Annotated in this window: 20 protein-coding genes and 1 pseudogene; 4 read left to right on the forward strand and 17 right to left on the reverse strand. The window is 71.5% G+C overall.

Annotation, left to right across the window (positions count from 1 at the left end):
- From ACFYQ6_RS29440 to ACFYQ6_RS29480, 9 genes and pseudogenes are all read right to left on the reverse strand, one after another.
- Positions 1–145 (reverse strand): annotated as a pseudogene (locus ACFYQ6_RS29440) (sulfate adenylyltransferase small subunit); the annotation flags it as partial.
- Positions 142–711, reverse strand: coding sequence for an adenylyl-sulfate kinase (gene cysC, locus ACFYQ6_RS29445; RefSeq protein ID WP_073748465.1), 570 nt, complete (start codon positions 709–711; stop codon positions 142–144). The pseudogene ACFYQ6_RS29440 and the gene cysC, both read right to left, overlap by 4 nt.
- Positions 711–1427 (reverse strand): phosphoadenylyl-sulfate reductase, encoded by a 717-nt coding sequence (locus tag ACFYQ6_RS29450; protein WP_361586818.1) that lies wholly within the window; start codon positions 1425–1427, stop codon positions 711–713. The genes cysC and ACFYQ6_RS29450 overlap by 1 nt, the downstream gene beginning before the upstream one ends.
- Positions 1424–1603 (reverse strand): hypothetical protein, encoded by a 180-nt coding sequence (locus tag ACFYQ6_RS29455; protein ID WP_014153269.1) that lies wholly within the window; start codon positions 1601–1603, stop codon positions 1424–1426. The genes ACFYQ6_RS29450 and ACFYQ6_RS29455 overlap by 4 nt, the downstream gene beginning before the upstream one ends.
- Complete coding sequence (locus ACFYQ6_RS29460; RefSeq protein ID WP_361586815.1) at positions 1600–3297, reverse strand: nitrite/sulfite reductase; 1698 nt, start codon at positions 3295–3297, stop codon at positions 1600–1602. Before ACFYQ6_RS29460 ends, ACFYQ6_RS29455 begins: the two co-directional genes overlap by 4 nt.
- A 113-nt stretch (positions 3298–3410) precedes the next feature.
- On the reverse strand, positions 3411–3494 hold the full coding sequence (locus ACFYQ6_RS29465; protein WP_349817346.1) for a putative leader peptide: 84 nt from the start codon (positions 3492–3494) through the stop codon (positions 3411–3413).
- Positions 3495–3786: 292 nt separating this feature from the next.
- Entirely contained in the window at positions 3787–4380 is a 594-nt protein-coding gene (locus ACFYQ6_RS29470; RefSeq protein WP_388765833.1) for a GNAT family N-acetyltransferase, read from the reverse strand.
- Between the two features lie 85 nt (positions 4381–4465).
- The gene (locus tag ACFYQ6_RS29475; RefSeq protein WP_361586809.1) at positions 4466–5758 is read right to left on the reverse strand and encodes a GAF domain-containing protein; all 1293 of its coding nucleotides are present in this window, start codon (positions 5756–5758) and stop codon (positions 4466–4468) included.
- 313 nt (positions 5759–6071) lie between these two features.
- The gene (locus ACFYQ6_RS29480; RefSeq protein WP_388765835.1) at positions 6072–7709 is read right to left on the reverse strand and encodes an acyl-CoA dehydrogenase family protein; all 1638 of its coding nucleotides are present in this window, start codon (positions 7707–7709) and stop codon (positions 6072–6074) included.
- Positions 7710–7726: 17 nt separating this feature from the next.
- Between ACFYQ6_RS29480 and ACFYQ6_RS29485 the strand changes: the two genes are divergently transcribed.
- Positions 7727–8905 (forward strand): YihY/virulence factor BrkB family protein, encoded by a 1179-nt coding sequence (locus ACFYQ6_RS29485; protein WP_361586803.1) that lies wholly within the window; start codon positions 7727–7729, stop codon positions 8903–8905.
- Between the two features lie 43 nt (positions 8906–8948).
- Here ACFYQ6_RS29485 and ACFYQ6_RS29490 read toward each other — a convergent pair whose 3' ends face one another.
- The 4 genes from ACFYQ6_RS29490 to ACFYQ6_RS29505 are packed head-to-tail and all read right to left on the reverse strand — an operon-like array spanning position 8949 to position 15614.
- Positions 8949–12491 (reverse strand): SAV_2336 N-terminal domain-related protein, encoded by a 3543-nt coding sequence (locus ACFYQ6_RS29490; protein ID WP_388765837.1) that lies wholly within the window; start codon positions 12489–12491, stop codon positions 8949–8951.
- Positions 12460–13458 carry an AAA family ATPase gene (locus ACFYQ6_RS29495; RefSeq protein ID WP_388765839.1) on the reverse strand — a complete coding sequence of 333 codons (999 nt, stop codon included), beginning with the start codon at positions 13456–13458 and terminating at the stop codon, positions 12460–12462. Before ACFYQ6_RS29495 ends, ACFYQ6_RS29490 begins: the two co-directional genes overlap by 32 nt.
- 24 nt (positions 13459–13482) lie before the next feature.
- On the reverse strand, positions 13483–15249 hold the full coding sequence (locus tag ACFYQ6_RS29500) for a trypsin-like peptidase domain-containing protein (protein WP_388765841.1): 1767 nt from the start codon (positions 15247–15249) through the stop codon (positions 13483–13485).
- The gene (locus ACFYQ6_RS29505; RefSeq protein WP_388765844.1) at positions 15249–15614 is read right to left on the reverse strand and encodes a CU044_2847 family protein; all 366 of its coding nucleotides are present in this window, start codon (positions 15612–15614) and stop codon (positions 15249–15251) included. Before ACFYQ6_RS29505 ends, ACFYQ6_RS29500 begins: the two co-directional genes overlap by 1 nt.
- A gap of 205 nt (positions 15615–15819) precedes the next feature.
- Here ACFYQ6_RS29505 and ACFYQ6_RS29510 point away from each other — a divergent pair, with 205 nt between their 5' ends.
- Positions 15820–16500, forward strand: coding sequence for a DUF5701 family protein (locus tag ACFYQ6_RS29510; protein WP_388765846.1), 681 nt, complete (start codon positions 15820–15822; stop codon positions 16498–16500).
- Positions 16501–16560: 60 nt separating this feature from the next.
- Positions 16561–17319, forward strand: coding sequence for a helix-turn-helix domain-containing protein (locus tag ACFYQ6_RS29515; protein ID WP_388765848.1), 759 nt, complete (start codon positions 16561–16563; stop codon positions 17317–17319).
- Here the strand turns inward: ACFYQ6_RS29515 and ACFYQ6_RS29520 are convergent.
- From ACFYQ6_RS29520 to ACFYQ6_RS29535, 4 genes are all read right to left on the reverse strand, one after another.
- Positions 17256–17651, reverse strand: coding sequence for a VOC family protein (locus ACFYQ6_RS29520; protein ID WP_361586794.1), 396 nt, complete (start codon positions 17649–17651; stop codon positions 17256–17258). The genes ACFYQ6_RS29515 and ACFYQ6_RS29520 overlap by 64 nt on opposite strands.
- Positions 17652–17717: 66 nt before the next feature.
- Entirely contained in the window at positions 17718–19244 is a 1527-nt protein-coding gene (locus ACFYQ6_RS29525; protein WP_388765850.1) for a 3-hydroxyacyl-CoA dehydrogenase, read from the reverse strand.
- Between the two features lie 104 nt (positions 19245–19348).
- Positions 19349–20125, reverse strand: a complete 777-nt coding sequence (locus ACFYQ6_RS29530; protein WP_361586788.1) for a CoA-transferase — start codon at positions 20123–20125, stop codon at positions 19349–19351.
- A gap of 26 nt (positions 20126–20151) precedes the next feature.
- The gene (locus ACFYQ6_RS29535) at positions 20152–21069 is read right to left on the reverse strand and encodes a CoA-transferase (protein WP_361586821.1); all 918 of its coding nucleotides are present in this window, start codon (positions 21067–21069) and stop codon (positions 20152–20154) included.
- 155 nt (positions 21070–21224) lie between these two features.
- Between ACFYQ6_RS29535 and ACFYQ6_RS29540 the strand changes: the two genes are divergently transcribed.
- Positions 21225–22115, forward strand: a complete 891-nt coding sequence (locus ACFYQ6_RS29540; protein ID WP_356744595.1) for a LysR family transcriptional regulator — start codon at positions 21225–21227, stop codon at positions 22113–22115.
- The last annotated feature ends 100 nt before the right edge of the window (positions 22116–22215 follow it).

A 22215-nucleotide genomic window follows, 5' to 3' on the forward strand; every position in this document is an offset into this window, starting at 1 on the left:
TGCCGCCGGAGAACAGGATCACCGGCCGCTCGAACTCACCCGCGACCTCACGGAAGATGTGCACCGCCTCCGACTCCAACGAGTCCAGATGGCTCAGCGCGTACGGGTTGACGGTGCCTTCCGGCACGGTGGCGACAGTGCTCACGCCAGGCCCCTCTCGGTGAGCAGCGCGTGAAGCGCCGCTGCGGACTCCTGCACGGTCTGCTGGTGCGACTCGATCCGCAGATCGGGCGACTCCGGCGCCTCGTAGGGGTCGTCGACCCCGGTGAGACCGGTGAGTTCGCCCGCCGCCTGCTTGGCGTACAGCCCCTTCACATCGCGCTCGGAGCACACCTCGACCGGGGTCGCGACATGCACCTCCAGATACGCGGTGCCCTCCTGCTGATGACGCTTGCGCACCGCGTCACGGCTGTCGGCGTACGGCGCGATGACCGGGACGAGGGCCTTCACGCCGTTGGCGGCCAGCAGCTCGGCGACGAAGCCGATCCGCTGGACGTTGGTGTGCCGGTCCTCGCGGGAGAAGCCGAGGCCCGCGGAGAGGAACTCGCGGATCTCGTCACCGTCCAGAACCTCGACCCGGTGCCCGTCCCCGCGCAGCCGGCCCGCCAGTTCGTACGCGATGGTGGTCTTGCCGGCGCTCGGCAGACCGGTGAGCCAGACGGTGGCTCCCGTCTCCGTCACGCTCATCGATATCTCCTGATCAGTCGTCATCAGCCGTGCAGCCCGCATTCGGTCTTGCCGCGTCCGGCCCAGCGGCCGGCCCTGGCGTCCTCGCCCTCCAGCACCCGCCGGGTGCAGGGCGCGCAGCCGACGGAGGCGTAGCCGTCCATCAGCAGCGGGTTGGTCAGCACCCCGTGTTCCGCGACGTACGCGTCCACGTCGTCCTGGGTCCAGCGGGCGATCGGAGAGATCTTGACCTTGCGGCGCTTCTCGTCCCAGCCCACCACCGGGGTGTTGGCCCGGGTGGGGGACTCGTCGCGGCGCAGTCCGGTCGCCCAGGCGGCGTACGCGGTCAGGCCCTCTTCCAGGGGCTTGACCTTGCGCAGCGCGCAGCACAGGTCGGGGTCGCGGTCGTGCAGCTTGGGGCCGTACTCGGCGTCCTGCTCGGCCACCGACTGACGCGGGGTCAGCGTGATGAGGTTGACGTCCATCACGGCGCCCACCGCGTCCCGCGTGCCGATGGTCTCCTCGAAGTGGTAGCCGGTATCCAGGAACACCACGTCCACCCCGGGGAAGACCCGGGAGGCCAGGTGCGCGACCACCGCGTCCTCCATCGAGGAGGTGACACAGAAGCGCTTGCCGAAGGTGTCGGCCGCCCACTTCAGGATGTCGGTCGCCGAGGCGTCCTCCAGCTCGCGCCCGGCCCGTTCGGCCAGGTCCCTCAGGGCCTCGTCGGTGAGCCCGGCCGCTTGCAGGGTGTCCGTCATGTCCCGTCCCCTTCAACGTCGTTGCGCTGGAGTCCCTGGGTCAGGAGACCCAGGAACTTCAGCTGGAACGCGCGGTTGCAGGAAGCACATTCCCAGGCGCCGTGTCCTGCCTCGTGCGGGCGCAGGTCCTCGTCGCCGCAGTAGGGGCAGTAGAACGGCGCCGCTCGTTCGCTCATGACAGCGACTCCGCACTGGCGCGGGCCGCCCAGGTCGCGAAGCGCTCGCCGTCCTCACGCTCCTCCTGGAACTTGCCGAGCACCCGCTCGACGTAGTCCGGCAGTTCGGCGGAGGTGACCTTGAGACCACGGACCTTGCGGCCGAAACCGGCCTCGAGCCCGAGCGCACCACCGAGGTGCACCTGGTAGCCCTCGACCTGGTTTCCGTCGGCGTCCAGCATCAGCTGGCCCTTGAGACCGATGTCCGCGGTCTGGATGCGGGCACAGGCGTTGGGGCAGCCGTTGATGTTGATGGAGAGCGGCTCCTCGAAGTCCGGCAGACGGCGCTCCAGTTCGTCGATGAGCGCGGCGCCACGCGCCTTCGTCTCGACGATCGCCAGCTTGCAGAACTCGATACCGGTGCAGGCCATGGTGCCGCGCCGGAACGGGGAGGCGTTCACCTGGAAGTCCAGTGCCTCCAGCCCGGCGGTCAGGGAAGCGACCTGGTCCTGCTCGACGTCCAGGACGATCATCTTCTGCTCGACGGTGGTGCGTACCCGGCCCGAGCCGTGCGCCTCGGCGAGGTCGGCGATCTTGGACAGCGTGGAGCCGTCCACCCGGCCGACGCGCGGGGCGAAGCCGACGTAGAAGCGGCCGTCCTGCTGCGCGTGCACACCGATGTGGTCGCGCCAGCGGGAGGAGGGCTGCGCGGGAGGCGGTCCGTCCAGCATCGGGCGCTTGAGGTACTCGTCCTCGAGGATCTGACGGAACTTCTCCGGACCCCAGTCGGCCATCAGGAACTTCAGACGGGCGCGGGTGCGCAGCCGGCGGTAGCCGTAGTCACGGAAGATCCCGACGACACCGGCCCAGACGTCGGGCACCTCGTCCAGCGGCACCCAGGCGCCGAGCCGCTCGGCGAACCGCGGGTTGGTGGAGAGCCCGCCGCCGACCCACAGGTCGAAGCCGGGGCCGTGCTCGGGGTGGTCGACGCCCACGAACGCGATGTCGTTGATCTCGTGCACCACGTCCTGGACCGGCGAACCCGAGATCGCGGTCTTGAACTTGCGGGGCAGGTTGGAGAATTCCTTGCTGCCGATGTAGCGCTCGTGGATCTCGTCGACCGCGGGGGTGCCGTCGATGATCTCGTCCGCGGCGATGCCCGCCACGGGCGAACCGATGATCACACGGGGGCAGTCGCCGCACGCCTCGGTGGTCGAGAGGCCGACCGCCTCCAGCTTCTCCCAGATGGCCGGGACGTCCTCGATACGGATCCAGTGCAGCTGGACGTTCTGCCGGTCGGTGATGTCGGCCGTGCCGCGCGCGTACTCCTCGGAGATCTCGCCGATGACGCGCAGCTGAGCGGTGGTCAGCTGCCCGCCGTCGATGCGTACGCGCAGCATGAAGTAGCGGTCGTCCAGCTCCTCCGGCTCCAGCACGGCGGTCTTGCCGCCGTCGATCCCGGGGCGGCGCTGGGTGTAGAGGCCCCACCAGCGCATACGCCCGCGCAGGTCGTTCGGGTCGATGGAGTCGAATCCACGCTTGGAGTAGATCGTCTCAATGCGTGTCCGCACGTTGAGACTGTCGTCGTCCTTCTTGAACTGCTCGTTCCCGTTCAGCGGGGTGAAGTGACCCATGGCCCACTGACCTTCACCACGGTGACGTCCAGCCTTGCGGCGGGGCGTGGCGGTAGCAGGCTTCTCAGGGATGGCGGCCATGGATATACGTCCTTCGGGACTGCAGGAGGGCGGCTCTGAACTGCACACTCGCGTGAGGCGCGGCGGTGCGCAGGGGATGGAGCAAAGGCGGTGGATCGCGGTGCTGGAAGCTCTCAGCGGACCGGACAGATGGCGCTGGACATGCGGCCGAGGTCGACGTGCCGCCGACTCACCAAGGCAATTCCAGTTCCAGACATGACGGAAGCGTGTCACGCCGATCTCGGAGCAGTCCACCACGATCCATCATGTGGACGGGATGGTCCCGAAATGCGAGACGGTGTGGTGTCTGTCACGCCGATCTGTCGACAAAGCGACCTGGGAGGCGTGCGCCTGGCGTGCGGACCGGTGTGGGGACCGGCGTAATGACCGGCCTGCGGACCGGTGTAATGACCGCCTGCGGACCGGTGTGCGGGCGGATCGGTGCGCCGGTACATGAACCGGCGCGGCGGGCCCTCGAACGGGCCCGCCGTGGAATCGCCAGCGGACCGGTCAGGCGTGCGCCCCCGGCCACGGGCCGGGGTTCGCGACAGCGGGCACCTGCTCGGTCTTCGTGTCGTACAGCCGGAAGCCCCGCCGCTGGTAGTTGGCCATCGCGTGCGGGCCGTCGTCGGAGCAGGTGTGCAGCCACACCCGCTTCGTGGGCGTCCGCTCCGGGTGGCGCTCGGCGAGGTCCCAGGCCCGCGCCACCCCGTAGGACAGCAGGTGCCCGCCTATCCGGCGTCCTCGGAAGGCGGGGATCAGGCCGAAGTAGACGATCTCGACCGCGCCCTCCGCCTGGGGCTCGAGCTCGATGAAACCGGCGGGCGTCCCGTTCTCGTACGCCACCCATGTCTCCGTCCCCGGCCGTTCCAGGAGCTCCTGCCACTGCGCGTAGGTCAGACCCAGCCGGTCGGTCCACCGGACGTCGCCGCCCACCGCCGTGTAGAGGAAGCGGCTGAACTCGGGCAGCGCCCTCTCCGACCGCACCACCGTCACCTGGCCCTCGGGGACCGCCGCCGGCAGCAGATCCTCGGGCGAGGTCTGCTCCAGATACCAGACGGTCACGTCGGAGAGGGGGGTGGTGGAGTGCGTGGCGTTGCTCATGGCGGTCAGACAACCACGTCACGGGCTCCCAGCCCAAAAATGATCAGGTCCCGTCCCAAAGCGCTCAGGTGGCACTCCAAGATGATCAGGTCACCCCTGCCGACGCGCGCGCCCTGAGCACCACCGGCGCCGTAGAGCGAGGCAGCAGGTCGGCGGGCACGTCCGGGTGGACCACTTCCACCTCGACGTCGTCGCCGAAGCGGTACGGACGGTGTGCCAGCACCTCGGCCAGATGCCGCCGTATTCGCGACACCTCGGCCCGCACCGTCACCGTCCTCGACGCGTCGCCGAAGACGTCCTGGGCGAGCTCGGCCGCCGTGCGCCCCTCCCTGTGCAGGGCCAGCGCGTACAGGAGCTCCGCGTGCCGGGGTGAGAGCCGGTGCGTCCAGGTGCCCACAGGCCCCGCGACGTGCACCGCGAGCCCCTGCTCACGGCTGAGGTCGAGCACCACCCTGCGCGGCGGCCCCTCGTGCGCCCCCTCCTCGACCTGGACCAGCCAGCCTCCCGGCAAGGGCTCCACCCGGCACATCCCCAGCGAGGCCAGCCACACCCTGCCCGGCCGCATCGACTTCGGCAGCGGCAGCCGGTCCATGGGCGGCATACCGCTGACGGCCGCCGGCCAGCCGTGCGTGTCCACCACCACGGCGCGGCCGGGCAGCCTGCACAGGATCGGGGCGGCGACGGACCGAAGCCGGTCGGTCGCCTGCAGGTGGCGGTTGCGCAGCTCGCTCTCCGCCAGCGCCGTCACCGTGCCGACCAGGGCGAGCGTCGCGGGATGGAAGGTGGAAGCCGGCCCGCTGATGTCGACGACACCGATCAGCCGGCCGTCCCGCGGGTCCCGCAGGGGCGCCGCCGCGCAGGTCCAGCCGTGCAGGGCGCGTATGAAGTGCTCGGCGGAGTGGACCTGGACGGGGACGCGGGCGGCGAGCGCCGTACCGATGGCGTTCGTCCCCGTGGCCGACTCCGCCCAGGCCGCCCCCTCCTCCAGGCAGATGTCCTTGGCCCGGCGCAGCACGGCCGCGTGCCCCTGCCTCCACAGGACCCTGCCCTCCGGGTCCGTGACCACCAGGATCTGCTGCGCCGCGTCCGCGATGCCGGCGAGCCCGTCCCGCAGCAGCGGCATGACCTCGCCGAGCGCCGTGCTGCCCCGCCGGTGCTCGATCTCCGCCGTCCCCAGCAGAGTGGTCTCCGGCGACTGCTCCGGATCGATGCCGCTGCGCAGCACCCGGTCCCAGGACGCGCCGATCTCCGCGCGCGGCACGTCCCCGGTGCGCCCGCCTGCCAGCCGGGCCTCCCGCGCGCGGTGGACCAGGCGCTCACTCACCACGGGGCGCGGGGCGTACTCCGGCTGCGGAGGTGCGGCAGCGCGTGTCTTCATGACGAGGTCCCCCCAACAAGGCCTGGGCCCGGTCCGGAAGAGCGAAACCGGACCCCAGGACCCATCCTGCCGTGCCAAGAGTGCCGTTACCCCGCAGTCCACGCAATGGTTGCAACCCTTTGCAACTCTGGCGACAGGCCGCAGATCGTACGAGAGTCTGCGGCACGCCGTGCGGGGAGTCCTCGACCCGCCGTGCGGCGGTGCACAAGCGTGGGGGGTGGTGCCGTGTCGGCGCAGCATCACCCCCCGTCGTTTGCCCCGGCGCGCAGCGCCCGCGCGAAAGCTCCGGCGCCCCGGGCCAGGACCGTACGTCCTAACGCTCCCGCGCCCGCGCACGCTCCACGATCGTGGCCAGATCCAGACTGTGCGGCAGCGTCCCGAAGGCCGAACCCCAGTCCCCGCCCAGCCGGGACGCGCAGAACGCGTCCGCGACCTCCGGCGGCGCCCAGCGCAGCAGCAGCGAACCCTGCAGGACGAGGGCCATCCGCTCCACCAGCCGCCGGGCCCGCGCCTCGACGGCCTCCAGGTCCGCCAGTTCGGTCAGCAGGTCCTTGATCGCCGCGTCGAGCCGGTGGTCGGCGCCGCGCGCCTTGCCGACCTCCGTGAGGAAGGCGTTGAGCGCCCCCGGCTCGCGCTGCAACGCCCGCAGTACGTCGAGCGCCTGGACGTTGCCCGACCCCTCCCAGATCGAGTTGAGCGGCGCCTCGCGCAGCAGCCGGGGCATCCCGGACTCCTCTACGTAACCGTTGCCGCCCAGGCACTCCAGGGCCTCGCCGACCACCGCGGTGCACCGCTTCGTCACCCAGTACTTGGCCGCCGGCACCGCGATCCGCAGGAAGGCCCGTTCCTCCTCCGTGTCCGCGTCGTACGCCGCGGCCAGCCGCAGCGCGAGCGTCGTCGCCGCCTCCGACTCCAGGGCCAGGTCGGCCAGCACGTTGCGCATCAGCGGCTTCTCGATCAGCAGTCCGCCGAACGCGCAGCGGTAGGCGCTGTGGTGGATCGCCTGGGCCACCGCCTGCCGCATCAGGGCCGCCGAACCCACCACGCAGTCCAGCCGGGTCGCCGCCACCATCTCGATGATGGTGCGCACCCCGCGCCCCTCCTCACCGACCCTGCGGGCCCACGTCCCGTCGAACTCGACCTCGCTGGAGGCGTTGGACCTGTTGCCCAGCTTGTCCTTGAGGCGCTGGATCGCGAACACGTTGCGCGCGCCGTCGGGCAGGACCCGCGGCACCAGGAAGCAGCTCAGACCGCCCGGCGCCTGGGCCAGCACGAGGAAGCCGTCGGACATGGGAGCCGAGCAGAACCACTTGTGGCCGGTGAGCAGGTACTCCCCGTCCGCCGCCAGAGGTTCGGCCCGGGTGGTGTTGGACCGCACATCGGTGCCGCCCTGCTTCTCCGTCATGCCCATCCCGAAGAGGGCACCGGCCTTCTGCGCCGGGACCCGCAGCCCCTCCTCGTACACGTGCGAGGTCAGCAGCGGTTCCCACTCGGCGGCCAGTGCCGGGTCGGTGCGCAGCGCCGGGACCGCCGCGTGCGTCATGGACAGCGGGCATCCGTGGCCCGCCTCGGCCTGCGTCCAGACCAGGAACCCGGCCGCCCGCCGGACATGGCCGCCCTCCCTGCCCCAGGCGTCCGTGAGTCCCGCCGTCACCGCGTGCCCCAGCAGCCGGTGCCAGGACGGATGGAAGTCCACCTCGTCGATCCGGTGCCCGTACCGGTCGTGCGTCCGCAGCTTCGGGGGGTTCTCGTTCGCCTGCGCACCCCATTCCTGGGCCTGGGCGGAGCCGGCGGAGAGGCCCAGCGTGCCGAGTTCTCCCCGGGCCTCGTCGAGGACCGCGGGCGCGAGGTGCCGCTCGACGGCCTCCGTCAGCGCGAGGTCGGCCCCGAAGACGTCATAGCCGACCAGCGGCGGAACCTGATTGGTCACTGTGTGGGTGCTAGCTGCCATGCCGATACGGTAAGGAGGTGCAGGCAGCAAACGAAACACCCGAGCGGCCACCGGGTCGGCTCCACCGGGCTCGAGTCCTCTACCGCAACGTGTCGAAGCGGCAGATGGCGTGGCATTTGCTCAAGGACACGGTCAATTCGTGCATCGAGTACCGCATCCTGGGCCTCGCCGCCGAGGCGGCGTTCTTCACGCTGCTGTCCCTGCCACCGCTGCTGCTCGGTCTGATCGGGCTGCTCGGATACGTCGACGACTGGACGGCCACCACCACGGTCGCGTCGATCGAGCGCAACATCCTCGGGGCGGTCCAGACGGTGCTGTCCGAGCGGGGCGTCAACGACATCGCCAAACCGCTCATAGCCGACGTCACGACGGGTGCGCGCCCCGACGTCATCTCCATCGGCTTCGCGATCGCGCTCTGGTCGGGCTCACGCGCGGTGAACGTCTTCATCGACACCATCACCGTGATGTACGGCCTCGACGGTCACCGCGGCATCGTCAAGACACGGCTGCTCGCCTTCCTGCTGTACGTGGTGGCGCTGCTCCTGGGCGCGGTGGTGCTGCCGCTGCTGGTGGTCGGCCCCGACCGGGTGGTGGAGTTCGTTCCGTGGGGCACGGAGGTGCTCGCGGTCATGTACTGGCCGCTGGTGATACTGCTGTCCATCGCGTTCCTGACGACGCTCTACCACGTGTCGGTGCCCGTCCGTTCGCCCTGGATAGAGGACGTCCCCGGGGCACTCGTCGCGCTCGGGATGTGGGTGCTGGGGAGCTTCCTGCTGCGGATCTACCTCACGAGCACGGTCGAGGGGCCCACCATCTACGGCTCGTTGGCCGCACCCATCGCCGTGCTGCTCTGGATAGGGATCTCCGCCTTCGCCGTCCTGGTCGGAGCCGCCGTGAACGCCGCGATCGACCACGTCTGGCCCTCGCTGGCCACGGCGGCGGCCCGCGCGGCCAGCGACCGGGTCAAGGCGGCGCAGGCCGCCGAACTCGTGGCCCGTACGCAGGCGGCGAACTGGGACGCCTATGCCGACGAGGACGAGGAGGAGGACGTCTCCATGCCCTCCGAGTTCCCCGAGCGCTGGTCGCGCTTCCTGCCTCCGGACGACGTGAAGTCCCGTCTGCACGGCGCCCGGGACGCGAAGGAGGACCGGAGCCACCGCTCCGGGACGGACCGCGGGAGCCAGGCCGGCGGCTGAGGCCCTCGGAGGCGCGGAGCGGCCGTCGGCGGAACAGGCGTGTTCAGTCCTGTCCGGCGTCGCGTCCTTCGGAGAACAGTCTGCGCCACCAAGGAGGGCGGGCAGCCGCAGGCGGCGCGGCCTCCGCGTCGGGCGCGGCGATCGGCACCTGCGCACCCGGGGGCTCTTGCGTCGCCAGAGTGATCGTGCGGTACCAGCCGGCCGTCCCGCCCCTCGCCGGATCGGTTCCGAAGACTCTGAACCCCCTCCGTTGTCCGGGTGCCAGCCGCCGGTACTGGTCACGTGAGATGCCGACCGAGACCGTGACCACCCCCGCGTCCTGGGCGGGTGCGGCCGTGGGCAGGGTCTCCCGCAGGTGCCTCGCCTCCTGTGGACTGCCTGTGGCGAAGAGCAGGATCTTCACCAGGACCGGAGCGGCCGACACCGGCATTGCCGCGAGGCTGCTGGGAAAGGTCTCCGTAGCCCAGGTGACCAGGCCCGCCGTACCGATGCCCGTCAGGTGGAAGAGCTGCCCGAGGGCTGCGGACGTCCGGTCCGTCGGCACGTGGAGCTGCGACCCGACCAGCTGCCTGACCGCTCGGGACGCCTGTTGCTCGTCCGCTTCGGAACCGTCCACGAAGAGATACACGATCACCGGGGTGCTATAGGAGGCGCTCGCGGCCGCCTGGGCGACCCGGCGCGCGTTTGCCAGATCCTGCCGCCACTCCGAGAGCCTGCGCCGCTCCCCGGCCGCCCACGGGCCGGGCAGGCCACCCAGCGGGGTCTCGCCGAAAAGGGCCAGCGCCTCGTCGTACATCTCGACCGTCTCCGCGAAGTCGCCGGCGGCGTAGGCCACCTCGGCCCGCTGGACCAGGCTCTCCACCACGACCAGGTCGAGTTCGGAGCGGTCGATCTCCAGCCAGCAGGAAGCTTTCGAGGACCGGATGTCATGGCCCAGTGCCCTCAGGTGCATGGTGCTCTCGTGCTCGGTCGACGTCCCGTCGCGTCCGACCGCCCGGCGCAACTCGCTGAACGGGACGGGCCCGCCACCGGCCAGCAGGAGGCGGGCCAGCACGAGGTCGCGCTCGGGCACCTCGGGCCTCATCCTCCGTTTCGGCCCGATCGTGGCCAGTGGTTCCGCCAGTACCCGGTAACGCCACACGAAGTCCGCGCTGTCGAGCCGGGAGAGTTCGGCCGCGGCCCGTCGGCACGCGTCCGGATCACCGTCGATCAGATCCATGATCAGTTGTTCCAGCACCGGGAACTCCACGGTGCCGATGCGCAGGCGGCCACGGCCCCCGTCGTGCGGAGGCGAGCCGGTCGCCAGCTCGTACAGCACCCTTCCGAGGCCCCGCAGATCGTCCAGAGGCTCACCGGGGCGCGAGCCCGTCGCTGCTGCCCCGTAGGGCCAGCGGAGCCCCGATTCGACGAGCAGCGGGTTGTCGTGCTTGGTCAGCACGATGTTCGACAGTTTCACCGACCCGTGCACCAGCCCGGCCCGGTGCAGACTCCGGAGCCCATTCAGGAGCGCCTTGCCGAGGGCGACCAGGCGTCCCGGCTCGATACCGCCGGGGTGCTGATCCGCCAGCTGGTCGAGAGCTGGGCCGTTCACCAGCTCCATGACCACGCAGCACCCGTCCCGCGTCTCGAAGGCGTCGTAGAGGCCGACCAGATTCGGGCGGGAGATCTGCGCCAGCTCCTGGACGCGGCTGAGGAAGCCACTGGTGGCGGAGATCCTGATGAACTCGGCCACCCCGGGCTCGTACCGGAAGAACTTCAGCGCCACCACCCGCAGGAGCGAGTGGTCCATGGCCTGCCAGACCTCACCGGACCTGCCCGAGCCGATGAACCGTTCGAGTTCGTAGCGGCCCGCCTGGAACAGGTAGCCCACCGCGTGCTGCGGATCCGGGCGCTGCCCGGCCCGGGCATCCCGGCGAGTACCGGAGCTCTCCGCGACACCGTCCGCCGGCACGGCGGAAGGCGCTGCCGGGCCTCCGCCCGGTCCGCGCAGCAGCCGCACGCTCTCCGGGCTGACGAGGGCGAACGGAGTACCGAGGGGGTCGCTCACCGTGCCGTCGTCCGCCGCGACGAGAGCCCGGAACTCGCCGGGCACCGCGCCCGCGCGTGCCTCGATCTGCGCGCTCACCCGGCCGAGCAGCTGGGCCGTGCTCAGGAGCGAGGAGCGGGGCAGCGTTCCCAGCAGCACCTCACGGACACCGGGCCGGAACGTGTACGCGCCCGAGGGCGGCCCCGGCTCCGCCTTCAGCATGCCGCTCAGCACGACCTCCGCGAGGTGCTGGGGCCGCGGGCGCTCCTCCGTCGCGGCCTGGACCAGTCGCATCACCGGCAGACTCGCCTGTCCCACAGCCAGATGGGCCGCGAGCCGGAAGGCCCCGGGAGACGCGATCGACCGGAAACGCAGCACCAGTTCGTCCGGCGAGATCTCCTCGGGGACGACCGCGTCGGCGGTGTGGGGCACAGCGTGAACGGACGGATGCAGGCGCGCCGCCGCCCCGGGGATACGGCCGGATCCGGGTGACGCCACCAGAGAGGCCCAGTGCCCCAGCCAGTCCGGGGACATCTCGAGGCAGGGCAGCAGCAGCGCGTGCGGAGGCGGGCCTCCGGCCTCGTACGGGGTGAAGGACAGGGCCGCGTTCGGCACGCCGGGCCCCGGCGAGGCGAACTCGCCCGCCACTGCGGAGAGCGCGGTGTGCTGCCACAGGCGTTCGGGCAGCGGCTGAAGAAGGGCGACCGGCAACTCCTGGGCCCAGGAGCGCAGCGTGCCGTACCAGCGGCGCCCCGCAGGCCCCGCCCGCCACTGCGGGCCCATCGCGTCGCTGACGACCAGCACGGTGGTGCGAGCCTGTTCCAGGTGCCGGGCGGGTACGGATCCGGCCCCGGAGACGGGCAGCACCGCGATCGTGCGGAACGCCCCGGTCTGGGCGAGGACCGTGCGCAACTCCTTGAACAGCGGACGCCACATGGTCATTGTGGGCCCCGTGTCGAAGACGACACACAGGTTCAGCCAGCGCTCCGGGCGCGGGCGCATCAGCGGGAGCCAGAGCGGAGAGGGCGCTCCCGGAGGCCGTTCCTCCAGCGCCGCGGCGGCGATCCGGTGTGCGGTCCCGTGCTCGTCCAGTTCGTTCGCGTAACTGCTCGGGGTGGTACGCCGCAGGGGCCGCAGGGCTCGTTGCAGCGCCAGCGGATGCGGAAGCAGGGGTGGGGCCGGAGCGAGCAGCGGGGTCTGTGCAGCGGGGCTCATGGAGCTCGGCGCCCGGTCGCGTGCGGCAGGACCCGGCGAGGGAAGCCGCATGGGGACCCTGTCGTGTCGGTGGCCGGCCGGTGCGGAGGCGTCGGCAGCGCAGTGCGCCGACTCGGGGAGTATTTCGGCCGTCCGTCGGGAGTTACCGGACGGTGCTGCGGGCGGTGTCCGGCTGGCCGGGGTGTTCCCGGCCGGCCGGTCCGTGGGTGTTCCCGGCTTTATGTGACCTGCCAGCCAGAGGAGTTCGGCGAGTTCACGGCCGGTCGGCGCAGTCCCGCCCGCCCGTGCGAGCACGCTAACCAGGCCTTGGAGCTCAGAGCTCATCGCTGTCCAGGAGGTCCGCATGGCTGCTCAGGTACGGCATCAGGTACTCGGCCAGAACCTCGCTCGAGGAGGCGTCGAGCCCAGCAGCTCGGGTCAGGTACACGGCGTTGAGCAACTGATCGGTGGCCAGTTCCCCGCCGCTGCCCTTGGCCAGAAAGGCGGAGATCAGTGCCCGGGCCTCGTCGTCGAGCTCCCCCAGGTGAGCCCGCACGATGTCTTCCAGGTGGGCGGGCAGGGGCTGTTTCAGTTCGAGCGTCACGCACCGGCGCAGGAACGCGGGCGGGAACTCGCGCTCGCCGTTGCTCGTCAGTACCACCAGAGGGAAGGCGCGGCATCGGACCCGCCCGTGCCGGACGGGTGCCCGCTCCTCGGAGTCCGCCGTCATCACATTCGCCTCCGGATGCGTACGGGCCACCCGGGTCAGCTCCGGGATCTCGAACTGCCCCTCCTCGAGAATGTTCAGCAGGTCGTTGGGGAGGTCCAGATCGCTCTTGTCGATCTCGTCGACGAGCAGCACGCGGGGCCGCTCGTACGGCAGCAGGGCAGTCCCCAGCGGGCCCAGGCGCAGGTGGTGCTCCACATCACTGTCCTCCGGCCTGCGCCCGGCCGCGTACAGACGTGACAACGGATCGTACTGGTACAGCCCGTCCGCCAGCGTCGCCCGGCTGGTGATGTTCCAGCGCAGTACCGGCCCCAGCCGCAGCTCGCGCGCCACGGCATAGGGGAGGCTGGACTTGCCGCTGCCCGGCGGCCCCGTCACGAGCAGGGGACGGCGCAGATAGAGGGCCGCGTTGACCAGTTGGACGCTCTTCTCCGTGGGCTGGTAGGTCTGCGCACGGTGCGTCCGGTCGGGCGAGGACGCATCGTCTTCGGCGGGTACGGGGAGCGCCGGACCGCCGTCGAAGGCGCGCCACGGCGGGGGCGGAGGCAGCTGGTCGATTGCGTCGTGGGGCCGGCTCGTGCCGGTGTAGACGGGCCACAGGGACATGCGGTACTCCAGCTTCTGTACGAGTCAGCCCACAGGGGAGTGGCGCAGAGGACGGACCTCGGGAAACCATCGGGGGTCTTCCCACACCAGGGACAGGTCCGCCGCCCAGTGCGGTTCCGCGCCCTCGTGGAGGAACGCCTGTTTACGCAGTTCGAAGACTCGCTGGGGAAGTTCCGACGGAGGCAGCGCGGACAGCTGCTGGGCCAGCGAGTCCAGGAAGCGACCGCCCGAACACCCACCGGAGCAGTGGGCGCCGTCGGAGCAGCCGGTCCGGGGCCAGAGGACGATGGGGGCAGGGGCGTCCAGAGCCGCCGCGTGCAGGTCCCGGTCACGCAGGGTCCTCGGTGCCCGCGCGAAGCCCACCGGGCCGTACACGTCCTGGAGCTGGACGGAGAGCCGCTCGGGACGCTGCGCGGTCTCACAGGGAATGCGGTGGATCTCGGAGCGGGACTGCCCGTCCAGCGCTTCCCACATCTTCCTGAGCTTGTACTGGAGCTGTTCGCTGGCGCGCCGATCGTGGTCCATCACCACGACAGGCGACTGGCAGCCGAGAGGAGCCCGGTTGCCCTTGCGGCGTCGCCACTGATCGACGGGCTGGTTGAGCCAGCCGCGCGGGACGGCGAACGCGATGAGTTCCCGCCCCTCGGTGTCGATCTCACCGAACGCCTCGTCGATCCGTTCCAGTACCCACTCCCGCGCGTGTGCTTTCGTCATCCGCTTCTCGCCGACGAGCCGCCGGCTGCCGTCCCGGAAGGCGGACACCTCCACCAGCAGGGCGTTGCGGTCGGCGCCGCTTCGCTTGATCTCGACGAGGATGGGTGACCAGCGCCGCTCCGCCGCCGACCGGGCGGGTACGGACGGGCGGGTCCCGGGAGCCGCCGTACTCGACCGGGTGCGATGCGTCCTGGCCCAGGCCCGGAGTTCCCCGCTGAGTCCGTCGTCCAGATCGGCGACGGCATCGGCGAGGCGTACCGCGAGCTCGGCCAGGGGCTGGGAGTGCGGCCGTGGGGGTGCCTCGCTCAGCAGGTACCAGACCGCCTCCCACAGCCCGGCGACCGCCTGCGAGGGCGGCTGGATTCCGAGCCTCCCGACCGCGCTCCGCAGCAGCCGGTCCACGGGGTGCACCAGGGCGGGGGCGGGGACCCGGGCGACCAGCTCACGCAGGAGTCTCTTGTCCTCCGTGGGATAGCCGGGTGTCGGGATCAGATCGGCCAGCCGCGGCCAGTGGCGGGCCAGGACCTGGGCCGGGATCATCCGGCCGTTGCGGGTCACCGGGTCGTGGGCGGACACCATGCCGACGACCCCTCCGGTCGCCTCCAGCACCACCGCGGCTCCGCTGAAACCGTGGGCGGGCTCCTGTCCGTACCCCTTCCAGAACTCCAGCTGACTCCACTCGTCGTTGATCAACTGGCGGGAGGTGACGCGAAGTTCGCTCTGGACGCCCTCGACGCCGTAGCCAGCCGGGAACCCGTAACTGACCAGTCTTCGCGGCTCCGGACCGTGTGGGGAGTCCAGCTCGCCGAACCACGCGGGCGGCAGGCCGACCCGCCGGCCCAGTTCGAGTACGGCGATGTCCCCCGTGTCGTGGGGCCCGCCCGCCCACGAGCCGCGCATGGACACCCGAGCGGGCACCGGGCCGAGCCCGGGTGCGCCGGGGAAGACGACGTCGGCACGTTCTGCGTCGCGCACCACATGAGCGCAGGTCAGCACCGTCCGCTCGGAGACGAGAAAGCCGGATCCCTCCACCGAACCGTCGAGATCGATGCGAGCCTGCCAGGCCGGCGAACCCATCAGACGGCTGCTGCGGCGGTTCCGGGCGGAGGCGGCACGGCCGGGCCCGCATCCGGGGACCAGGACAGTTTCACCGTCAGATGACCTTCGACGGCGCTCTTGGCGATGACCGCGCCCGCCTCGCCCGTGATCTTGACGCCGAACTCCAGTTCCACCGTGTCCGGCCGCAGCGACCCGTCCCGGAAGACCGCGAGGGCCGATTCGGCCGCCGATCTGATGCCCACCAGCGCCTCGTCGAACGAACGGCTGGCGCGGGCAAGGGTGTTGTCACCCCGTGCGACCAGCCTCGCCCCGGGGGCGTGCTGATCGACCTCCACGACCACCGCTGCTCCGCCGTCAGTGGTGAATTCCACCAGTGCTGTCACAACCGCGCCCCCGTCACGCCGACTTCCGCCCTGGGCGACCATTCTGGATCACGGGACCCGCACGCGACAGCGAAGCGGCCGGATTGGTCCCGGGGCGCTGGCGAGACCGGGATCACCGGACCGGCCCGGGAGCCGGACGGGAACGTTCCGCCGGCCTGTCTCGTTTGGTCCCGAGCCCGTCCACGACGTCGTCCCTGGGAGCATCGTGCCCGAAACCTCCACCGTCCGCCCCGCCCTCCCGACACCGCGCGCGCAGGCGGAGCGCCTGATCGAACTCGGGGTGCACGAGATCGCGGATCTGTCCGCCGCCGAGCTGCGCGCCTTCGCCGAGTCCGCCGACGCCGGCGCCGACGGCGGAACGCTGCTCGCGGTCCATCCGGACCGGGCCCCCGCATCCGCCCTCGCGCCGTTGCTGCGCCGCAACGACAAGGCGGGCTTCGTCGTCACGGACATGCCCGACGTCGACCTTTTCGCCCCCCTCGACACCGTCGCGCTGCCCGGCACGCCGCTCTACCTCGTCACCGGACTCGACCGCGGGGACGAGATGGCCAACTGGAGCCCGGACGAGGCCCTGCCCGCTCTCACCGGGCGGGCCCGCACCCCGCTGCTGCTCACCGAGGGCATCACCTGGGTCCTGCAGCAGCCTGACGTCCTGGAGCGCAACCACTGCTTCATGACCATCGGATCCCGGCTGCGCAAGGCCAACAGCGCCCTGGACGCCCGTACTCCCGCGCTGTGGATCAGCAACGGCACCGGGCGGGACGGCAGGGAGCGACGCGACGCCCCCAAGGTCGGCTGGTGCTGGGCAGGCAACCGGCACACCTGGCTCGGCTTCGCCTCGGCGGCGGGGCGGGACGTCGGCCCGGGCGGGTCCGCGGAGGACTGATTCACCTGGTGCGCGGTCATGCCGCCCGGGCGGGTTCGGGGGGCGCGTAGCGTGGTGAGCATGGGACACGGCTACACGGAGTGGGCGGCTCGCCTGGACGGCGCGACCCTGTGGACCTGGTCCGGCCCGCGCGATCCGGCGCGGCTCGTGCTCCCCGACGGCTGCATGGACCTTCTCTGGCTGGGTGGCAGGCTGATGGTGGCCGGTCCCGACACCCGCGCTTTCGGACCCGGCCCGGCCGACGGCGGCTGCGCGGGCATCCGCTTCGCCCCCGGGACGGCACCCGCGCTCCTCGGTGTCCCCGCGCACGAACTGCGCGACCGGCGGGTCCCGCTCGACTCACTCTGGTCCGGCGGTGAGGTACGCCGGCTCACCGAGCGGATCGCCGAGGCCGACGACCCCACTGCCGCGCTGGAGGACATCGCCCTGCACCGGGCAGTGGGCACCGAACCTCCGGACCCGCTCATGGCGGCGGTCGCCGCACAGCTGCGGCAGGGGCGTTCCGTCGCCGCCACCGCGCAGGCCGTCGGGCTCGGAGCCCGCCAGCTGCACCGCCGCTCGCTGGCGGCGTTCGGCTACGGTCCGAAGACGCTGGCCAGGGTCCTGAGACTGCAGCGAGCCCTGGCCCTCGTGAGCGCGGGCACGGCGTACGCCGAGGCCGCGTACGCCGTGGGCTGCACGGACCAGGCACATCTGGCCCGTGAGATGCGGGAGCTGGCCGGGACGACCCTCGGCGGCTATCTGGCCCGCACCGGCTACGTGGGATCTGCGGCGAACAGCGACACCGCGCTGCCGTCGGGGTCCAGGACGACCGCGTAGCGCTGTCCCCAGACCGCGTCCCAGGGCTTCAGATGTCCCTCGTACCCCGCGGCGGTCAGATCCGCGTACACGGAGTCCACCTCCTCCGGCCCGTCGCACAGGAAGGCGAGCCCGAGGCGCTCGCCGCCCCTGGAACCCGCCCAGCCCGGGTCGAAGGAGCGGACGACGTCCTCGGTGTCCCAGAGCAGGCGCTGCCCGCCCGGGAGAGCCACCTCCACATGGGGAGCCGATTCGGCGCCCTCGGGGATGTCGAGTCCGAGCCTGCGGTAGAAGGCCAGGGAGGCGGCCAGATCGGCGGTGGTGACGGAGATCGCGTCGAGTCGTGGAGTCATGGAACGACCGTACGGCGGGGCCGTGACCAGGTCTTGTACGAATCGGTCACGGCCCCGCCGTACGCCTCAGACGCAGTCCGCCGGTGAGGTGCCCGGGTCCGTCAGTTCCAGGCCCAGCTGGGCGCGCTCGGTGAGCCAGCGGGTCGGCCGGTGACGCGGGTCGCCGGTCGTGGCGTGCAGAGCCCGCTGGAGGTCCAGCAGCCGCGCGGCGCCGATCCGGTCGCCCCAGGCCAGCGGCCCCGCCGGGTACCCGAGGCCCGTCGTGACGGCGAGGTCGATGTCCGCCGGGGTGGCCAGCGAGCGTTCCGCGATCGAGGCGGCGACCGACACCACCGACGCGAGCAGCCGCTGCGCCACCGAGCCCGCGGTGTCCCGCACCACCGACACGGCCCAGGGGTTTTTGCCGTCAGCCGCGCGGGCCAGGACGGCGCGGGCGTCCCGCGCGGCGGCCGGGTCGGCCGCCGGGGTCACCGCGAGCACCCTGCGGCGGCCCGCCGGAGCCAGCGGGTCGACGCCGAAGGTGCGTGCGGCGGGAAGTCCCAGCGAGGCGACCGCGGCAGCCACCGTGGTGCCCCAGGCAGGGACGAGGACCAGAGCGCGGCCCGAGGGCCCGGCACCGCTCTCCACCGCCGCACCGGCTTCGGACAGCGTGTTCCGCAGCTCCTCGGCACCCTCGCCGGCCACGACGAACACCGGTCGGTCAGGGTCACCCGTCACCGGCGGTTCCGGAGCCGGGGCGGCCTCGGGGCCGTACGCGAACCAGCCCTGCCCGGTCTTGCGGCCGTGCAGGCCGGCCGTGACCCGGTTCGGGGTGAGGAAGGAGGGGCGCAGCCGGTCCTCGTAGCGGAAGCCCTCCCAGATGGAGTCGATCACCGCCGCCGTGACGTCGAGCCCCGTGAGGTCCATCAGCTCGAACGGACCCATGCGGAGCCCCAGCACGTCCCGGGCGATCCGGTCGATCCCGGCCGGGTCGGCGACCGACTCCTCCAGCAGCGCCAGAGCCTCCGTCACCAGTCCCCGCCCCGCGTGGTTGACCAGGAACCCGGGGGTGTCGGCGACGGTCACCGCACGGTGACCGCAGCTCTCCACCAGCGCCGTGAGGGCCGGCGGGATCTCGGGGCGGGTCGCCGCGCCCGGCACGACCTCGACGATCTTCATCAACGGCACGGGATTGAAGAAGTGCAGCCCCGCGAGCCGCCCGGGGTCCCGGAGCGAGGCGGCGATCCGGGTCACCGACAGGGACGAGGTGTTGGTCGCGAAGACCGTGGACTCCGGCAGCGCCTGCTCCAGCTTCCCGAACACCTCGGCCTTGGTGTCCAGGTCCTCACGCACGGCCTCCACGACCAGTTCCACGTCCGGGCCTCCGGCCCACGGGTCGTCCAGCGGGATCAGCCGCTCGAGGGCGGCTGCGGAGTCCTCGGCGGACATCCGGCCCTTCTGGACGGCGCGTTCCAGCATGGAGCGCACGAAGTCCACGGCCGCCGTCACCGCCTCGGTCCGGACGTCGCAGAGCTCGACGGTGTGCCCGGCGGTCGCCGCCCACTGGGCGATGCCGCGGCCCATGGCTCCGGCTCCGACGATCCTGATACGCATGGCGGTTACGTCCTCTCGGCAGGTGCGGTCGATGTCAGCGACGGTAGCCGCGTTCGATGGCGGAAGGGGCGCGCGGCCGATGCCTGAGGCCGCCGCGCGCGGGCTCAGCGGAGGTAGACGCGGCCGGGGTCCACGTCCTCGCGCAGGAGGCGCAGCTCAGCCCCGGTCGGCGGGGGCACGGTCTCGACGGAGCCGGCGACCTGGAGGTCCCAGCCGGTGGCCTCCCGCACCTGGTCCACCGTCACACCGGGGTGCACGGCGACGAGGCGCAGCTCCTCGCCGATCCCCGCGCGGGCCAGAATGCCCAGTTCGGTGATGACCCGGGTGACTCCCGCGCCCAGCGGCCGGATGCCCTCGGCGAGCGCGCGGTCCGGACCCGGGGTGGTGCAGAAGTCCAGCTCGGCGGTGAAGGAGCGCGGGTTGTGCCGCCGCATCACCACGAAGACCTCACGGGAGTTGGCCATCACCTCGACGGCACCGCCCGAACCGGGGAGCCGGACCGTGGGGCTCTCCCAGTCGCCGATGACGGAGGTGTTGAGGTTGCCCCACCGGTCGATCTGCGCCGCGCCGAGGAAACCCACGTCGATGTGGCCGCCCTGGAGCACGCAGCCGAACAGCGCGGGCATCGAGAGCACCGCCTCCGCGCCGGAGATGAGCACGGCGTCGGCGATGGTCTCCGGGAGATGCGAGGGGTGGGCCCCGCAGACCCCGGACTCGTACACGACCTCGATCTGCGGGGCGACCGTCAGATGGGCCAGCTCGGTCGCGAGCGTGGGCAGTCCGATGCCGGCGAACACCGTACGCCGGGAGGCCAGTTCACGGCTGGCGACGACGGAGAGCAGCTCCGACGAGGTGACGGTCTCCGGTGCGGTGGTGGTCATGTCCCGTTCCTTCTCCTGTGGCGCGCTCACAGCCGCCGCCCGTAGTTCACCGGTTCGCTGAGCGCTTCGCCCACCGCGAGCCCCGCCCAGAAGTCCTCGCCCAGCTTGTCGACGTACTCGGCGTGGTCGGCCGTCCCGTACACCCACTCCACCAGCCACTCCCGCAGCCGTTCGGGGTCCTTGCTGATGTGTGACCAGGCCCGGTAGAAGGCGTTGTCGCGGTCGTAGTAGCCCTGGGCGAAGGAGGGGTGCGCGCCGCGCGGGCAGACCACGACGGCGTCCACCGCGTGGGACGGGACGAGCGTGCGGTTGGGGTCCGAGCGGACCACCTCGTCCTCCACGACCTCCTCGACGACGACGATCGCCTTCTCCGCCGCGTAGACCGCCTCGGCCTGGATACCGGTCAGTCCCCAGATCTGGGTGTTGCCCCGGCGGTCCGCCCGCTGGGCGTGGATGATCGTCACCTCCGGATTCACCGGCGGCACGACGTAGATCTGCTCCGGCTCGCCGTCCGGTCCCGGATAGGGCGAGGTCACCTTGCGCAGGTCGCTGTTGACGCCCGGGAGGTCACTGCCGCCGTAGCTGCGCAGCGGGTAGAACGGCAGCCGCTGGGAGCCTGCCAGGTAGCGGCAGACCATCCCGTAGTGGCTGTACTCCTCGAAGGCCAGCGGCGCCGGGTCGGCGCGCTCGATCCTGCGTCGCAGCTCACCGAGCGAACCCGCGGAGGAGTTGCCCACGAAGGAGGAGACCAGCCGCGAGACACAGCCCGCGGCGATCATCTGGTCCACCACGATGTCGGCCGTCATCCGTACGACGGTGAGGTCCTTGCGGCCCTGACGGATGATCTCGTGCCCGGCGGCTGTGGGGACGAGGTGGGTGAAGCCCTCGATGGCGACGGTCGCCCCGTCGTGCACGAAGGCGGCGACGGCCTCCCTCATCGACATGACTTTGCTGGGCCCGTCGGCCGTATCCGTCCGCTCCACAGTGCTCCTCGGCGAGTGCGTGCTGGTCGCCCTCACCGTGTCAGCGGCCATTGATTGCTGTCCAATACCAAATTAAGGTCGGATCAAGACTGTCAGTTAATGAATGGAAGCCCTCGATGGAACTGCGTCATCTGACGGCGTTCACCGCCGTCGCCGAGGAACTGCACTTCGGCCGTGCCGCCAAGCGGCTGCAGATGGCCCAGCCCCCGCTCAGCCAGCAGATCCGCCAGCTGGAGAAGGAGCTCGGCGTCCAGCTCTTCGAGCGCAACACCCGCTCGGTGCGGCTCACCAGCGCGGGGGAGTCGTTCCTCGAACCCGTACGGACCGTGCTGGACGACCTCGACACGGCGGTACGGGCCGCCAAGGCCGCCGGCCGCGGGGAGTACGGCAGGGTCACCATCGGTTTCGCGGGCGCCTCCAGCCACGAGACGCTGCCTCTGCTGACCCGGGCCGTGCGCGCGGCCCACCCCGGGATCGAGCTGGCGATGAAGGGGCAGACGTACGCGAACGTCGCCCTCTCCCGCGTCGCCGACGGCTCCCTCGACCTCGGGTTCGTCCGGCTGCCCGTCACCCAGCCCGGGGTGGCCTACCGGGTGATCGACGAGGAGGAGCTGCTGTGCGCGCTGCCCTCCGACCACCGGCTCGCCCGCCTGGAGAGCATCCCGATCGGTGTCCTCGCCGACGAGCCCTTCGTCTCCTTCCCCGCGAACGCCGGATCCACGGTGCGCGACGCGATGGTCCAGGCCTGCGAGGCCACCGGCTTCAACCCGCGCGTGGTGCAGGAGGCCCCCGACTCGTACACGATCCTGGCCCTCGTCGCCGCGGGCGTCGGGGTCACGCTCACCGTCTCCTCCGTACGGCACATCCAGCAGAACGGGCTGGTCTACCGCTCCCTCGCCGGGCCGCCCATCCTGCGCCAGGCGGCTCTGGCCTGGCGCACGGACAATCCCTCGGCGGCGCTGCGCGCGGTGCTCGCGGTCGCCGAGGAGGCGCTGCCCACCCCCTAGCCGTCCGATTGAGACGCTGTGCGTCTTGATGATGGGGAAACTCGATATTGGACCGACTCAGTGGTCCAGTGCGAAGGTCGCCCCACACACCCGAACCCGC

This window comes from Streptomyces sp. NPDC005494, assembly GCF_042872025.1.
In the GTDB taxonomy this organism is placed as follows: domain Bacteria; phylum Actinomycetota; class Actinomycetes; order Streptomycetales; family Streptomycetaceae; genus Streptomyces.

Bases quoted from the DNA above. Each gene is read 5' to 3' on its own strand.
- cysC (WP_073748465.1), bottom strand. From the start codon at position 711: ATGACGACTGATCAGGAGATATCGATGAGCGTGACGGAGACGGGAGCC.
- ACFYQ6_RS29450 (WP_361586818.1), bottom strand. From the start codon at position 1,427: ATGACGGACACCCTGCAAGCGGCCGGGCTCACCGACGAGGCCCTGAGG.
- ACFYQ6_RS29455 (WP_014153269.1), bottom strand. From the start codon at position 1,603: ATGAGCGAACGAGCGGCGCCGTTCTACTGCCCCTACTGCGGCGACGAG.
- ACFYQ6_RS29460 (WP_361586815.1), bottom strand. From the start codon at position 3,297: ATGGCCGCCATCCCTGAGAAGCCTGCTACCGCCACGCCCCGCCGCAAG.
- ACFYQ6_RS29465 (WP_349817346.1), bottom strand. From the start codon at position 3,494: ATGTCTGGAACTGGAATTGCCTTGGTGAGTCGGCGGCACGTCGACCTC.
- ACFYQ6_RS29470 (WP_388765833.1), bottom strand. From the start codon at position 4,380: ATGAGCAACGCCACGCACTCCACCACCCCCCTCTCCGACGTGACCGTC.
- ACFYQ6_RS29475 (WP_361586809.1), bottom strand. From the start codon at position 5,758: ATGAAGACACGCGCTGCCGCACCTCCGCAGCCGGAGTACGCCCCGCGC.
- ACFYQ6_RS29480 (WP_388765835.1), bottom strand. From the start codon at position 7,709: ATGGCAGCTAGCACCCACACAGTGACCAATCAGGTTCCGCCGCTGGTC.
- ACFYQ6_RS29490 (WP_388765837.1), bottom strand. From the start codon at position 12,491: ATGCGGACCTCCTGGACAGCGATGAGCTCTGAGCTCCAAGGCCTGGTT.
- ACFYQ6_RS29495 (WP_388765839.1), bottom strand. From the start codon at position 13,458: ATGTCCCTGTGGCCCGTCTACACCGGCACGAGCCGGCCCCACGACGCA.
- ACFYQ6_RS29500 (WP_388765841.1), bottom strand. From the start codon at position 15,249: ATGGGTTCGCCGGCCTGGCAGGCTCGCATCGATCTCGACGGTTCGGTG.
- ACFYQ6_RS29515 (WP_388765848.1), top strand. From the start codon at position 16,561: ATGGGACACGGCTACACGGAGTGGGCGGCTCGCCTGGACGGCGCGACC.
- ACFYQ6_RS29520 (WP_361586794.1), bottom strand. From the start codon at position 17,651: ATGACTCCACGACTCGACGCGATCTCCGTCACCACCGCCGATCTGGCC.
- ACFYQ6_RS29525 (WP_388765850.1), bottom strand. From the start codon at position 19,244: ATGCGTATCAGGATCGTCGGAGCCGGAGCCATGGGCCGCGGCATCGCC.
- ACFYQ6_RS29530 (WP_361586788.1), bottom strand. From the start codon at position 20,125: ATGACCACCACCGCACCGGAGACCGTCACCTCGTCGGAGCTGCTCTCC.
- ACFYQ6_RS29535 (WP_361586821.1), bottom strand. From the start codon at position 21,069: ATGTCGATGAGGGAGGCCGTCGCCGCCTTCGTGCACGACGGGGCGACC.
- ACFYQ6_RS29540 (WP_356744595.1), top strand. From the start codon at position 21,225: ATGGAACTGCGTCATCTGACGGCGTTCACCGCCGTCGCCGAGGAACTG.